The 14,265-nt window shown below is 33.2% G+C and carries 17 protein-coding genes; 13 read left to right on the top strand and 4 right to left on the bottom strand.

The window, feature by feature from the left end; genetic code table 11:
- Positions 1-24 precede the first annotated feature (24 nt).
- Together C3L23_RS03100 and C3L23_RS03095 are read left to right on the top strand one after the other, a co-directional pair.
- Positions 25-240: a succinyl-diaminopimelate desuccinylase gene (locus C3L23_RS03100; protein ID WP_127679753.1), complete on the top strand. Its 216-nt coding sequence runs from the start codon at positions 25-27 to the stop codon at positions 238-240.
- Positions 241-289: 49 nt separating this feature from the next.
- The gene (locus C3L23_RS03095; protein WP_127679751.1) at positions 290-1,882 is read left to right on the top strand and encodes a methyl-accepting chemotaxis protein; all 1,593 of its coding nucleotides are present in this window, start codon (positions 290-292) and stop codon (positions 1,880-1,882) included.
- Positions 1,883-1,891: 9 nt separating this feature from the next.
- Here C3L23_RS03095 and C3L23_RS03090 read toward each other — a convergent pair whose 3' ends face one another.
- Both C3L23_RS03090 and C3L23_RS03085 read right to left on the bottom strand, forming a co-directional pair.
- Positions 1,892-2,629, bottom strand: coding sequence for a hypothetical protein (locus tag C3L23_RS03090; protein ID WP_127679749.1), 738 nt, complete (start codon positions 2,627-2,629; stop codon positions 1,892-1,894).
- 14 nt (positions 2,630-2,643) lie between these two features.
- Positions 2,644-3,405, bottom strand: coding sequence for an ABC transporter ATP-binding protein (locus C3L23_RS03085; protein ID WP_127679747.1), 762 nt, complete (start codon positions 3,403-3,405; stop codon positions 2,644-2,646).
- 77 nt (positions 3,406-3,482) lie between these two features.
- On the opposite strand from C3L23_RS03085, the gene C3L23_RS03080 reads away from it, so the two are divergent.
- From C3L23_RS03080 to C3L23_RS03040, 10 genes are all read left to right on the top strand, one after another.
- Positions 3,483-4,187, top strand: a complete 705-nt coding sequence (locus C3L23_RS03080; RefSeq protein WP_127679745.1) for a flagellin — start codon at positions 3,483-3,485, stop codon at positions 4,185-4,187.
- A 2-nt stretch (positions 4,188-4,189) separates the two neighbouring features.
- Entirely contained in the window at positions 4,190-4,795 is a 606-nt protein-coding gene (locus tag C3L23_RS03075) for a hypothetical protein (protein WP_127679743.1), read from the top strand.
- A gap of 84 nt (positions 4,796-4,879) precedes the next feature.
- Positions 4,880-5,662, top strand: a complete 783-nt coding sequence (locus C3L23_RS03070) for a transporter substrate-binding domain-containing protein (RefSeq protein WP_127679741.1) — start codon at positions 4,880-4,882, stop codon at positions 5,660-5,662.
- Positions 5,663-5,706: 44 nt separating this feature from the next.
- Positions 5,707-5,892 carry a hypothetical protein gene (locus C3L23_RS09540; RefSeq protein ID WP_210402428.1) on the top strand — a complete coding sequence of 62 codons (186 nt, stop codon included), beginning with the start codon at positions 5,707-5,709 and terminating at the stop codon, positions 5,890-5,892.
- A gap of 12 nt (positions 5,893-5,904) precedes the next feature.
- Complete coding sequence (locus tag C3L23_RS03065) at positions 5,905-6,420, top strand: amino acid ABC transporter permease (protein WP_256385452.1); 516 nt, start codon at positions 5,905-5,907, stop codon at positions 6,418-6,420.
- Positions 6,413-7,231, top strand: coding sequence for an amino acid ABC transporter permease (locus C3L23_RS03060; protein ID WP_127679739.1), 819 nt, complete (start codon positions 6,413-6,415; stop codon positions 7,229-7,231). Before C3L23_RS03065 ends, C3L23_RS03060 begins: the two co-directional genes overlap by 8 nt.
- An 8-nt stretch (positions 7,232-7,239) precedes the next feature.
- Positions 7,240-7,977 (top strand): amino acid ABC transporter ATP-binding protein, encoded by a 738-nt coding sequence (locus C3L23_RS03055; RefSeq protein ID WP_127679737.1) that lies wholly within the window; start codon positions 7,240-7,242, stop codon positions 7,975-7,977.
- Between the two features lie 70 nt (positions 7,978-8,047).
- Positions 8,048-8,848 (top strand): transporter substrate-binding domain-containing protein, encoded by an 801-nt coding sequence (locus C3L23_RS03050; RefSeq protein ID WP_127679735.1) that lies wholly within the window; start codon positions 8,048-8,050, stop codon positions 8,846-8,848.
- Positions 8,845-9,804, top strand: a complete 960-nt coding sequence (locus C3L23_RS03045) for an amino acid ABC transporter permease (RefSeq protein ID WP_127679733.1) — start codon at positions 8,845-8,847, stop codon at positions 9,802-9,804. The genes C3L23_RS03050 and C3L23_RS03045 overlap by 4 nt, the downstream gene beginning before the upstream one ends.
- Positions 9,801-10,655, top strand: a complete 855-nt coding sequence (locus tag C3L23_RS03040; RefSeq protein ID WP_127679731.1) for a DMT family transporter — start codon at positions 9,801-9,803, stop codon at positions 10,653-10,655. The genes C3L23_RS03045 and C3L23_RS03040 overlap by 4 nt, the downstream gene beginning before the upstream one ends.
- Here the strand turns inward: C3L23_RS03040 and C3L23_RS03035 are convergent.
- On the bottom strand, positions 10,632-11,273 hold the full coding sequence (locus C3L23_RS03035) for a Crp/Fnr family transcriptional regulator (RefSeq protein WP_127679729.1): 642 nt from the start codon (positions 11,271-11,273) through the stop codon (positions 10,632-10,634). The two genes, C3L23_RS03040 and C3L23_RS03035, sit on opposite strands and share 24 nt — an antisense overlap.
- 81 nt (positions 11,274-11,354) lie before the next feature.
- On the opposite strand from C3L23_RS03035, the gene C3L23_RS03030 reads away from it, so the two are divergent.
- A complete protein-coding gene (locus C3L23_RS03030) occupies positions 11,355-11,909 on the top strand; it encodes a rhodanese-like domain-containing protein (RefSeq protein WP_127679727.1) in 555 nt (184 codons plus the stop codon).
- A 5-nt stretch (positions 11,910-11,914) separates the two neighbouring features.
- On the opposite strand, the gene hypF is transcribed toward C3L23_RS03030, so the two are convergent.
- Positions 11,915-14,176: a carbamoyltransferase HypF gene (gene hypF / locus C3L23_RS03025; RefSeq protein ID WP_127679725.1), complete on the bottom strand. Its 2,262-nt coding sequence runs from the start codon at positions 14,174-14,176 to the stop codon at positions 11,915-11,917.
- Between the last annotated feature and the right edge of the window lie 89 nt (positions 14,177-14,265).

The raw sequence follows: 14,265 nt of genomic DNA, 5'->3' as shown, positions 1-14,265 counted from the left end.
AAAAAAACCATAAAAAGGTTTAGTTTGAGAAAAGTATACGAATTACAAAAAGGAATGCAGATCCTTGTAGATGACGAAATACTGGAATTTGAAGAAATAAGAGGAGATAAAGCGATTTTTTACAACAGCTGGGGTATTGAGATAGAATATCCCGATTATCTTGATATAGACGAAATCGGAATATTGCTGACGGGAGACATGAAAGTGACTCAGGAAACCGCCACGCCAACCTTGTTTTGAATATTGATTCATGTTAAAATAATATTAAAATTATGTCAAAAGGACTATTATGGAGGTTTTAAAAAATTTTTCCATTAAAAAGATCTTAATTATCGGTATTACAGGAATGGTAGTCGGTTTTCTGTTTTACAGCGCTTATCTTTATTTTTTTATTACGGATATAAAACACAAAAGTATTTTAGAAGAAAAAACCGCTCACGTAAATATTCTTGTAAACAGACTTGAAGCAAAAACCCTGCAGATGCAGCAGTATGCAAAAGATATAGGTCTCAGTAAAAACAAAGAACTTCTTCAAAGAATTAAAAACGACTATCAAAGCGGTCTTAAAACCTTGGAAATAATCAAAAAACATCAGATTATCAACAATACTGATGATTTAAAAGCCGTTTTTTCAAGAATTTATAATGAATCTCTAAAACTAGCAAACACTTATCTTAACAATCAAAAAAATCTCGATTTAAAAATGCAGCTTGACAATGACGTAGAAACGTTTATAAACAATTTAAATAACATAAGCAATCTTCTAATAAAACAGTTTAAAAAGAAAAAAGAGCTTTTAAATAAAGATTTGGATTTTATCCTAATGGCGACTGTTGTTATCGCAATACTGTTTATTATTTTCGGATTTGTCCAATTACAAATCATTTATAAAACAATTATGTCCGCAATTAAAAAAACAAAAGTAAATATTTCCCAGCTCGCTGATTTGGATTTTTCAAAAGAACTCGAATACGATGCCAAAAATGAACTCTCAGAACTTGTTTTTTCACTCGAAAGTATGAGAAAAAGCCTTGTTTCCCTGTTTGAAAAACTCATAAACACAATACAAAGAAACGACAACGTTTCAAACACGATACTAAATATTTCAAAATCCCTTGAAGAAATCATCACTCAAACTAAAGAGCATTCTGATACCAGTTATGAAGAAAGCAATGAAGTTGCAGAAAAAATAGAAGTTGTGGAAAAGAAAATAATCCAGTCTCAAAAAGAAGTTAAAAAAGCTTTTGATAATATTCAAAAAGTACAGACTCTAATGCAAAAACTCGAAAATGTAATAAATATAAACGTTGAGAATGAAAACAAATTAAGTGAAAGAATCAAATCTCTTTCAAATTCCGTAGAAGAGATGAAAAATATTTTAAACATTATCAATGATATTGCCGAACAGACTAATCTGCTTGCTTTAAATGCCGCTATAGAAGCCGCCAGAGCGGGAGAACACGGAAGAGGATTTGCCGTTGTCGCAGATGAGGTAAGAACACTTGCCGAAAGAACACAGGAAGCTCTTAATGAAATAAACTCAAGTATTTCAAACCTTCTGAGCACATCCGATGAAGCAGCTAAAGAGATGGATACTATTACAAACGATATAAGCTCTTTAACAACAATTTCCGGCGAAGTAAACAGTTCTGTAATAGAAGTAAGCGAAGTTATGACCAATACCAATAAAGTATTTGATGAAAGCGTAAAAGAGTTTGAAGAGAGTGAAAACGCTATTTTAAATATCAAACATCATATAGAAAAAATTAATGAAATGGTAAACGAAAATAAAAAAGAAATCGACGTCGCTTATAAAAAAGCGGAAGAATTAAAAGAAATTTCAAAATCTTTAGGAGAAGAAATAGTTAAATTCAGAATTTAACATTTCTTCCTATTTAAACTCCACTTTTACAATTTTTCCAAACTTTAGTCCATTGCCTACAAGTTCGACTTTATAGCTTGTTATATACTGAGTGTCAGGAATATTCCAGATTTTATAAATTTTAAAATTGCTTTTTTTACCGTTTATGTAAACATGTTTGTTTTTAATCGATCCGATATCTTCTATAGGAACATAAACTGTAAGTTTCTGTTTTGATACATCGTCTACTTCCGCTACTAAAACGCCTGGTGCCACGTAGTCGTTTTTATTAACGTAAATTTTATACACATAACCGTTTGCTTTTATATTCTTTTTGTTGATAATGTCTTTTATTTTATCGATATTTGCGGATGTGTTGTCTAATTGAGACTTTAAATTTAAAAGCTGGTTTAAGGCATTCATATAATCGTAAAACTTTAAATCTTTTTCCATTTGAGATTTTGTTTTTAAATTTTTATATTTTTCATAAACGTTTTTTTTTCTTTTTACTATCTGCTGCTGGTTTTCAATTTCTTTTTTTAATATTTCATACTGTAGCTTCAGATTGTTCAAATCTATTTTATTTTGCCTGTCGTCTATTTTTACAATTATTTTATCTGTTATATTTTTAGCTTCAAGTGTTTTTTCCGATTTCACTACAGTACCGGAAACCGCCGCTTTTATCTTATATTTTTCAAAAGGCTGTACTTTAGCTTCATACGCCATACAGACTGCGGCTATACTCAAAAACATAAACGTTTTTTTCATTGTTTTCCTTTTTCTTAAATTGCTTCCGCCATTTTTTCGTATTCTTCGCTTTCTCCTTTTATGAAAGCCTGAACAATAGGATTTTTAGAATTTTTAAATTCCTCAACGGTGCCGTATTCAATAATCTCACCGTTATAAAGCATTGCAACGTAATCTGCGCTTTTAAACGTTTCTTTTAAATCATGAGATATCACTACGCTTGTCATATTATAATTTTTTGTAAGACTTTCTATCATTCTTGTAATCTTATCGCTGATAATAGGGTCCAATCCGCTTGTAGGCTCGTCATAAAGAACATATTTAGGTTTTAGAATAATAGCTCTTGCCGTAGCGGCTCTTTTTCTCATTCCACCGCTTAATTCATGGGGAAACAGACCTGCAACTCTTTGCGCTTCCAAACCGACCATTTCAAGAGTGTCGTATACCCTTTGTTTTATTTCCTCTTTAGAAAGTTTAGTATGTTCAACAAGCGGAAACGCGACGTTGTCAAAAATACTCATACTGTCAAAAAGCGCGCCTTCCTGGAATGTAAACCCTACTTTTTTCCTGATTTCATAAAGTGTTTTGATATCAGCTTTTCCGACATCAACTCCGTCTACCAGAACTTCTCCGGCAGTCGGCTTTAAAAGTCCTACGATATGTTTAATTATCGTAGATTTACCCTGTCCAGACATTCCCAAAATATAAGTCGTTTTATTGTCTTCTATTTTTAAATTGACGTCTTTTAATACAGTTTTTGTTCCGAATACTTTTTTCAGATGCTTTATTTCTATCATTGAAAACCTTAAAAGTTTTTTAAACATTTTATCAAAAATATGGTATAATATATATAAATATAACGAAGGAGGCGGTCATGAAAATCAATGAATTTAACACTGCCTATTTAAACAACAACACATCTAAAATAGACAGCGACATCCAAAAAATAGCCGACCCTTCAAAAGTAATGAAAAACGTTAATGCATTTATACAGGATGTTTATGAAAACGATATTAATACTTCATTACAGGAGATAAACAATTTCAATAACGCAATTGGATTTGTGCAAACAGCCGACGGAGCGTTAAACAGTATAAGGGACGATTTAAATCAGATTAAAACACTGCAGGTACAGGCGAATAACGCAACGCTCAACAGCGATAATCTGTCAGCTGTAAATTCTCAGATAAACAAACTTTCTGAAAACATAAACAACACGCTTACCCAAACTGTTTATAACGATAAAAACGTTTTCGGAAAATTTGATTTTAACGGCACTATAATTGATACGTCTATGCCTGAATTTGATATTAACAATATAAATGATTTCGAAGATTCTTTAAATAATGCGAGAAATTTCATTGGCGCATTCACAAATGAAGCGCAGTCCAAAATAAATAATTTGTCCGAATATGTGCTAAACACTTCAAAAGCCAAAAGCCAGAATGAAACGGATCTGTCAAAAACAGTTACCGATTTAAAAAACAACGAGCTTAAACTAAACGCACAGCTTTTAGCTCAGGCACACAGTATAAATGCCAATACTCAAAGCTTAATGAACCTTTTAAACGGAGGCTAAAAATGACAGTTAGCAGCTATTATCCTATAAGCTATTTACCTACATATCCGTATAACACCGAACCTATTACATTTAACAGCGACTATATTAACAATTTAATATCACTAGGAGTTACGGATTATTTTTCACCTACACAGTTTGTTACAAACCCTCTGTTTGCAAATGTAGACAGTTTCAATCAAAACGTAGGTATCTTACAAACAGCCACTTCTTCACTCGAAAAAGTATTGACACTTATTGATGATTTAAAAAACATCAATGACCCTACACAGGATATTATTAACCAGTTTGAAACTGAAATAAACGATATTTTAAAAAACACTACTTACGATAATTTAAACGTATTTGACCAAACATTAAATATTGACGGTCAAAATGTCAATCTGAGTGTTCCTTTATATAATCCTGATACATATACTATAGAAGAATATGAAAAAGTCATCAGCGATAAATATAATTCACTCTATTCAACACTTCAAAATTTAACATTCACACTTCCTACCCAGACAACATTCAACCCTTACAGTATTTATTACCCTACTTCGACGTATCAGGCGTTTGATTATTCTACAATCAACCCGGAAACCCTAGAGTTACTGTTGCTATAACAATCACTTATTTTTAATATTTTTGTAACAAAAATGTAATTTTTTCGGTATAATTTATGTTGAAATATCAACAAAGGAGAGAAAATGAAAAAGCTATTTGCTTTTCTAGTGATTCTAGGAATGTTTTTAACGTCGGCAAGTGCTGATTTGCTTAAAGACGTTCAAAGTCGCGGTGTATTAAAGGCAGGTGTGAAATATGACTTCCCGCCGTTCGGTTTTGTTAACGCTAAAGGTCAGGTTGTAGGATTCGACATTGACCTGGTTAAATATATTGCAAAAAAATTAGGTGTTAAACCTGAATTTACCCAGGTTACTTCTAAAACAAGAATTCCGATGGTACAAAGCGGTACTATCGATATAGCCGCAGCTAGTATGACTCACAAAGTTAAAAGAGATTTACCAATCGATTTTACAATCAGCTACTATTTTGACGGTCAGTCAATTTTGGCAAGAAAAGACTGCAAAGCTAAAAGCTACAAAGATTTCGCAGGTAAAAGAGTCGGTGTAATTCAAGGTGCAACAAGCGGTGACAACTTCAAAAAAGTATGTCCTAAAGTTAAACTTGTATATTTCCAAGAATACCCTCAAGCTATTATGGCTTTAAAAAGAGGTAAAATCGACGCAGTTTCAACTGACTACACTTGGTGTGCGACTCAGGCAAAAAGATCTCACGGTCAATTCAAGGTTATCGGTAAACCGTTTACATTCGAACCTTACGGAATGGGTGTAAGAGAAAACGAATCTAACTTCAGAGACGCAGTAAACTTCGCTATTCAAGACGCAGTTAGAGACGGTACTTACCAAAGACTTTACAAAAAATGGTTTGGTACTGAGCCTAACAGACTTCCGGAAGTTTGGCCTAAATAATTTAAAATCCCCTCTTTTGGGGAAAAAATCAAAAAGGTAATTAAATGGGTTATGAATTTGATTGGGGTGTATTAATTGAATATAAAGGCCTGCTTATTCAAGGTCTTATTACTACTATTAAACTTTCTGTATTAGGTATATTTTTTAGCTTTTTAATCGGTTCTATCGTAGGAATCGGAAGAGCGTCAAAAAATTTCTGGCTTTCATTATTTTCCAGTTATTATGTTTAAAGTTTTAGAAACATACCGCTTATTGTTCAAATGTTTTTTATCTATTTTACATTTACACTGTCTCAAATTTTTCCTTTTTTAAACAGTTGGGGCAAATTTCTGCATATTCAGGATGTGGATGCGTTTTTTTCAGCGCTACTTGCTCTTATTTTATATACCGGAGCGTATATTGGTGAAGTTGTAAAAGCAGGTATAAACTCTATTCCGAAAGGACAGTTTGAAGCTGCCCAGTCACTCGGAATGAACAGATTCCAGGTTATGTGGTATATAATATACCCTCAGGCCATAAGAATTATTATTCCGCCTCTTACAAGCCAGTTTTTAAATCTTATTAAAAACTCGTCATTAGCTATGACAATCGGGGTTGCGGAACTTACATTTGCAACGCAGCAGATAGATGCGGAAACATTCAGAGGATTTGAAGCGGCAACAGCAGTTACAATACTCTACATTATCTTAACACTGTCAACCTCATTCGTTATGAATTTAGTTGAGATTAAGTTCTCAAAAGGTGTTAAAAATGCTTAAAAACATTGAAAACTATTTTAAAAAACACAAAGTCCAGTTTTGGATATTCAACATAATTGTAATTGCAACGCTGCTTAAAATATTCCAGATGATTGCATATCCAGAAACGCATTTTGAAGAAATATTTACAAAAGACAACATGAGATTTCTTTTCTTTGGAAAACCAGGTGAAATAGGAGGACTTGCTCTTACTTTCATATTAGCGATTACTTCTATTTTTCTAAGTTTTATAATCGGATCTATTTTCGGTATCGCAAGATGGAGTAAAATCAAAATAATTAAAATTCCTGCAATTTTATATATTGAACTTTTACGTGCGACACCTTTACTTATGGTAATATTCTGGGTGTTTTTTGCCATACCTGTATTTTCTATGGCATTTTTCCATACTCAGGCTCACGTATCGCCAACTGTAGCGGCGATTATAGCCTTTACACTATTTACCAGCGCTTATGTAGCGGAAATAGTAAGAGCCGGTATAAATTCTATTCCTAAAGGACAGTTTGAAGCTGCCAAATCTTTAGGATTTAATTCAACACAGACATTTATACATATAATACTGCCACAGGCATACAGAAAAATGATACCTGCGTTCGTATCGCAGTTCGTGGCTCTGTTCAAAGATACATCTTTAGCATACACCATCGGTGTTATCGAATTTTTCAGAGCAGCGACAATTATAAACAACAGATTATATTTAAGTTTTGAAATATTCAGTTTTGTCGCACTTGTTTATTTCAGTATAGCATTCAGTATGAGTAAATTTTCTCATATGTTAGAAAAAAAAGTAGAAAAACAGCTTAACGCATAGGAGATTTGATGGAACAAATTATACAAATGAAAGACATTGAAAAATATTACGGTAACTTTCATGCTTTAAAAGGTGTAAATTTTAATGTTGACAAAGGTGAAGTCGTTGTAGTCTGCGGACCTAGCGGAAGCGGTAAATCTACACTTATCCGCTGTATCAACAGACTTGAAGATATTGACAGCGGGAAAATAATCGTTGACAATCAAGACCTTTATGACAAAAAAACTAATATTAACAAGCTTCGTCAGGAAGTCGGAATGGTTTTCCAGCATTTCAACCTGTTTCCTCATTTAACAATATTAGAAAACATAACTATTGCACCTATTAAAGTAAAAAAAATGCCAAAAAAAGAAGCCGAAGAGCTTGCAATGAAACTGCTTGAAAGAGTTAAAATACCTCATCAGGCAAATAAATATCCAAGCGAGCTCAGCGGTGGACAGAAACAGAGGGTTGCAATTGCCAGAACTCTTGCAATGAAACCTAAAATTATTCTTTTCGACGAACCGACAAGCGCACTTGATCCGGAAATGATCGGAGAAGTACTTGACGTTATGAAAGAACTCGCAAGGGAAAATTATACAATCGTATGCGTTACGCACGAAATGGGATTTGCAAGAGAAGTCAGTGACAGAATCGTGTTTATGGATGCAGGTGAAATAGTAGAAGAAAACACGCCTGAAGAGTTCTTTAACAATCCTAAAACCGACAGAGCAAAAAAATTCCTAAGTGAGATATTGCATCACTAATACAGTAAAAAAAGGTAAAATATCATTACCTTTTTTCAATCTTTAAACTAAAAAAACAAAGGAGTAAAACATGAAAAAACTATTAATCGCAATATTAGCGTTAGCATCAATGCTTTTCGCGGCTGATTTTAACGTATGGAAAAATTCGACGCTTCACTCAATCGTACAAAAAGGTGAACTTAGAGTATGTCTAGAACCTGGGTACGTTCCGTTTGAAATGAGAGACAAACACGGAAGAATAATCGGTTTTGACGTGGATATTTCTAAAAAAATGGCAAAAGACATGGGTGTAAAACTTAAACTTGTTCCTACTGCATGGGACGGTATCATTCCTGCACTTATGACAGGAAAATGCGATATCATTATTTCAGGTATGACTATTACTCAAAAAAGAAACTTAAAAGTAACATTTACTAATCCTTATTTCCTAGTAGGTCAAACACTACTTGTCAACAAAAAACACAAAGGTGTAAAAAGCTATAAAGACTTAGACAAAAAAGGTATGGTAATTACTACTAAATTAGGAACTACCGGAGAAATAGCTGCTAGAAGACTTTTCAAACACGCTACAATTAAAACATTCGACAGTGAAAGCGCTGCGGTTCAGGAAGTTCTAAACAACAGAGCTGATGCATTCATTTATGACAAACCTTACAACGAACTGTTTATGGCTGGCAAAGGAAAAGGTAAACTTATTTTCTTAAGACAAGATTTAACTTATGAACCGTTAGGATTTGCTATCAATCACGGCGACCCTGATTTTCTTAACTGGCTAAACAACTTCTTAAGACAAATTAAACACGACGGTACTTATCAAAAATTCTACAACAGATGGTTTAGAAGTACTGACTGGTTGAAAAGAGTGCAATGAAAAAGTCTATTATAAGGGATAGAAAATTCGGGCAGCTTATTGCCCTTCTTTTTTATGTGCTGCTTGGATGGTTTTTATATCAGGCTGCAAGTAAAATAAACTATACATGGAAATGGGATATGATCCCAAAATATTTCGTGTATAAACAAAAAATACCTCTTACCTCACCTTGTGACGGAACCCTAAAAATTACAAAAAATCAGGCTAAAGTAATATGTGATGAAAATCATGTGGTAAAAACATATAATATCGCAGGATATAAGCTTGAATTTAAAAACGGGGAATACGTTTATCAGGGTGACGAATTTGCTTACAAACAAAAACTGGAACCCGGACCGTTTATTTTAGGTATATGGGTTACAATTAAAATATCCATTATTTCTATGATTATAGCTTTTATCATTGGTTTAATCATATCGATAATGAGACTAAGCGGTATTCCGGCTCTTGATTATATCGGAAGCGTATATGTAACCGTAATAAGAGGAACTCCTCTGCTCGTGCAGCTGTTTATTTTTTATTTTATAGTTGCAACGATATTTAACCTGCCGAGATTCTGGGCAGGGGTAATGAGTTTATCTATCTTTTACGGCGCATATATCGCCGAAATATTAAGAGGCGCCATTCAGTCTATAGACAAAGGACAGCATGAGGCTGCAAAATCTTTAGGATTTACCTCTATTCAGAGAATGCAGCTTATAATACTTCCTCAGGCACTTAGAAAGGCGCTTCCTGCATTAGTTGGTGAACTGATATCATTAATCAAAGACAGTTCATTGGTATCTATTATTTCTATTACCGACCTTACGAAAGTAGGACGCGAAATAGTTGCTAATACATTCTCGCCATTCGAAACATGGCTGACTGTCGCGGCATTATATTTAATGCTTACTTCCATTCTTAGTTTCATAGGACACAGACTTGAGAAAAAAATGAAAGCAAAAGGCGGTATTTGATAAACTTCGCCGACTTTTTGCTCCTTATTGTTGCAATCTTCTGGGGTGTAACATTTAAACTGGTACAAAACGCCATTGCGGATATGCCGGTTTTTATTTTTCTTTTCTGGAGATTTTTCTTGTCGTTTTTACTTATGTTTATACTTTTTTACAAAAAAATCTCTTTTGATAAAGAAAGTTTAAAAGCCGCATTGTTACTGGGTATTTTTAATTTTTTGGTTTTTTCTTTTCAGACTTTCGGGCTTCTTTATGCACCCTCATCTGTAGTTGCGTTTATAACTGGCTTATATGTAATACTTACACCTATAGTTGCTTTTTTTATATTTAAAAAAAGAATTTCTCCATATGCCATAATAGGGGTTATTTTGGCTTTTTTAGGAATATACCTACTTACCGGCGCTAATATTGGAAGTTTCGGAAAAGGCGAACTGTATACATTTATAGCTACGGTATTTGTCGCTCTGCACATTAACTATACAGATATATTCAGTAAAAAATACAATCTTTACACACTCGTAACATTTCAGTTTCTGGCAGTGGCTTTGCTTAGTCTGATATTTATACCTTTTGAAAAAGGCAGCGTAACTTTCAGCAAAGACGTAATTATTGCGTTAACGGTAACGGTACTGTTTGCAACAGTATTTGCTTACTTTATACAGACATACGCACAAAAATTCACCACTTCAACGAAAACAGCTATCATATTCGCAATGGAGCCTGTAAGTGCTGCTATTTTTGCATACTTTTACGGAGAAACACTTTCTTTAATACAAATCACTGGAGCAGTTTTGGTTATATTGGCAATGCTGATATCGGAGCTGGGAGATTTATTCTTTAGAAAATTCTTTTAATTTATCTATATTTTTTATTAAAAACTTCTTTTGACCCAACTTTTCAAGTATTCCTTCATTAATCATTTCATTAATAAAAGTAGAAAATCTCTGTCTGCTCATTCCTAAAAATGAAGCTGTTTCTTCCATTGTGCAATGTACGTCCAATAAAATACCCTCTTCTTTTTTTATACCAATACTAAATGCTAAATCCAAAAGAAATTCGCTTATTCTTTCTTTGGAACTTTTAAAAGCTAGGGATTTTAATATATCTCTTTCTATTTCAATATTTTGATTTAAATTGTTAAGCAATACGTTACAAAAATCCGTATTTCCAAACAGCTCAATAAAATGATGAGATTCAAGAAAATAAAATTCGCTGTCTTTTTTGGCATACACCATAATATCATTATTGCAAAAACAAAAATTATTTTTATGCAAAAAATATAAAATAAGCTCTTTATTGTTTTCTATAAGTGATATTTTAAGCTCACCCTCTTTTAAAACAAGAATTCTAGGGGTTTCAGGGTAACATACCTCCCCTTTTTTTAAATATCTTTTTGGAATATTGGAAAAAACATCTTCACTGAACAGCTTTTCCAACTCTTTAGAAGCGATTAATACTCTGCAATTTTCCATTTTGTCACATCTTTTACATTTTTTTTATTCATAGTGAATTATAATTCATTATGAATTATAACAAAAAACAAGGAGGAAAAGATGAAATTCAGATATTTAGCATTAAGTTTGGCAATCGCCGGAAGCTTTGCATACGCCCATACATTTAAACTTGCAAATACAATTAAAGGTATGGGGCCAAAAGTTGCAGAGCTTAACAAAATGTGCAGATCTTACGAAAAATACGTAAACTATATTACACCGGATCAGTTAAAAGACTGGATGAAAAAAGACAAAGATTTCACTATAGTTGACGTTAGAAGCGTTGATGAAATGAAAGCGGGAGAAATTGACTGGCCTGATTATGACGAATATCCTTTAGGACAGGTTCCTGTATATGCTGCAATGGGTGCGTTCAAACCTAATCACGTATATGTGTTTTTATGTGCAACAGGACACAGAGCGGTAATTGCAGGAGGACAGCTTGTAAAATGGTTCGGTATACCTAAAAAAAACGTATACGTACTTAGAGGAGGAATAAACGGATGGCTTAACACAGGTTACAGCGTGGTTAACAAAGTTACTGAATTTGGAGGATTTAAAGGATTAAAAGCTGTAGAACATCCAAAAGAGCCTATTATATTAGACCAGTTCTAATTAAATTACAAATTCCACATTCCCCAGGCCGTCTGGCCTGCACTTATCCCTCCGTCATTTATAGGTATGTTTTTATTAAAATATACCTTTTTATTTTTAATGTTTTTTAATACCTGCGTTAACAGGGTTTTATTTTGAAACACCCCTCCTCCGACAATAATATCCAAATCATACATATCTGAAATTTTAACTATACTCTGTACCAGAGAATTTATAAACACTGATGAGACAAGTTCAAAACTGCCCTTGTTTTTAGCCGCGAAGTTTAACATCTCAATAAAATCAATTTCTTTGTTTATTTCAAAATTAACAATTTCTTTTATTTCCGGATTATAGTTTTTTTCTATTAAAAGCCCGCTCATACCTTCCCATTCGTTTCTTTCTATCATTCCGGCAAGGAAAGCCACCATATCAAAAATTCTTCCCATAGAAGAAGTTAACGGGAAATTGCCTTTTGAAAGATTTTTTGCAATTTTATAATTTTTATATATTTTGGCTAAATCGTCGTTTAATAAAGCCACAGCCATGTTAGCCGGATTTTTTACAGCCTTTTCCCCGCCTATCAATTTAAAAGGTTTAAAATAATGAATTCTCTCATAACTATGCCTGTTACAAATAAATACTTCACCGCCCCAAATACTTCCGTCATCACCGTATCCTGTCCCGTCAAATATAAAAGCAAGATAATCTCCCTCTAAATCATATTCAAACATTGTCGCAAGCGCATGAGCATAATGGTGCTGCAGCTGATAAATTTCTTTATTTTGATTAAGAGCCCATTTTGTAGATTCGTAATAAGGATGTTTATCACATATTATCACATCTTCTTTAAAATCATAAAGTCTTCTGAATGTATCAATGGTCCTTTCAAAATATTCTATACTGCCAAGCGTACCCAAATCTCCTATATGAGGAGAAAGTATAAATTTTTCTTTAAAAGCAAGAGAAATAGTATTTTTTTGATTTGCCCCTACTCCTAAAATTGAGAATTGAGAATTGAGAATTGAGAATTTATTTATTTTTTTATTTTTATGTTTAGTAATATTTTCTTTACATTCTCCATTCTCCATTCTACATTCTACATTCTTCATTAATGGCGCATATCCTCTCGCACATCTCATTGTGATATACTCTCCGTCGCCTACCGCCTGGACAACACTGTCGTCACAGGCATTTATAATATCCCTGTTGTTGTCCAGGATATAATCGACTACTGTTCCGAGTTTATCTATTAATTCATCACTGTCTCTTATTATAGGTTCATCCGATATATTAGCGCTTGTAGCCACAATAGGAAAATCGATATATTCAAACAGAAGATAATGTATAGGCGTATATGGAAGAAAAACGCCGTATCTGTCTATTCCGTCAGCTATACCGTTTAATTCAACCTGTTTTTTAACCAAAGTAATAGGTTTTTCTTTAGAAGTTATTAAATTCACGTCATTATACGTAAGTTTACAGTATCTTTTAATAGTTTCAATATTTTTAAACATCATGGCAAACGGTTTGCTTGGTCTTTGTTTTCTGCGTCTTAATTCTTTTACTGCATTCTCATTTGTGGCATCACATACAAGATGAAACCCGCCCAGACCTTTTATTGCTACAATTTTTCCTTCTTTAATTTTTTCTGCAATGACTTCAATTTTTTTAATTCTCAATTCTCCATTCTCAATTCTCAATTCTTGCCATTTTCCATTTTCCATTTTACATTTTACATTTAATTCGGGTCCGCAGTCATAACAGCAGGTAGGCTCGGCGTGATAACGTCTGTCAAGAGGATTTGTGTATTCTTTATAACACTCTTCACACATTTTAAATTTAGCCATTGAAGTGTTTTTCCTGTCATACGGTATATCTTTAATAATCGTATATCTCGGTCCGCAGTTTGTACAGTTAATAAAAGGAAACAGATATCTTCTGTTGTTTTTATCAAACATCTCTTTGAGACACTCTTCACAAACAGCTATATCCGGAGAAATTGAAGTGGTTTTTGTAGTTTCTTTTGATTCTATTATCTGAAAATCGGTATAATTTTTGGCTCTTAAAACTGTCTCTTCTATAGTGTCGATTCTTGCTAAAGGAGGCAGATTGTTTTTTAGCTCATTTATAAAACGCTCTTTATTTTCACCCTCAATTTCAATTATTACACCGTCGGAAGAGTTTAAAACATATCCGCAAAGATTAAGTTTCTTGGCGATTTTATAAACGGTAGGCCTAAATCCTACACCCTGCACTATACCGTTTATTTTATATTTAATTCTCACGGCTGCGCCTTTTTTAAAATTATAACAACAATTAAAAAGGAGGAAAAAGGAAAAAGGAGAAAAAATGAAAAAAGCAACTTGCTTTCTCT

The sequence above is a fragment of the Nautilia sp. PV-1 genome (genome assembly GCF_004006315.1).
GTDB classification, from domain to species: domain Bacteria; phylum Campylobacterota; class Campylobacteria; order Campylobacterales; family Nautiliaceae; genus Nautilia; species Nautilia profundicola_A.
Note: the sequence above shows the minus strand (reverse complement) of the source record. Positions and strands in the feature narration are given on the sequence as shown.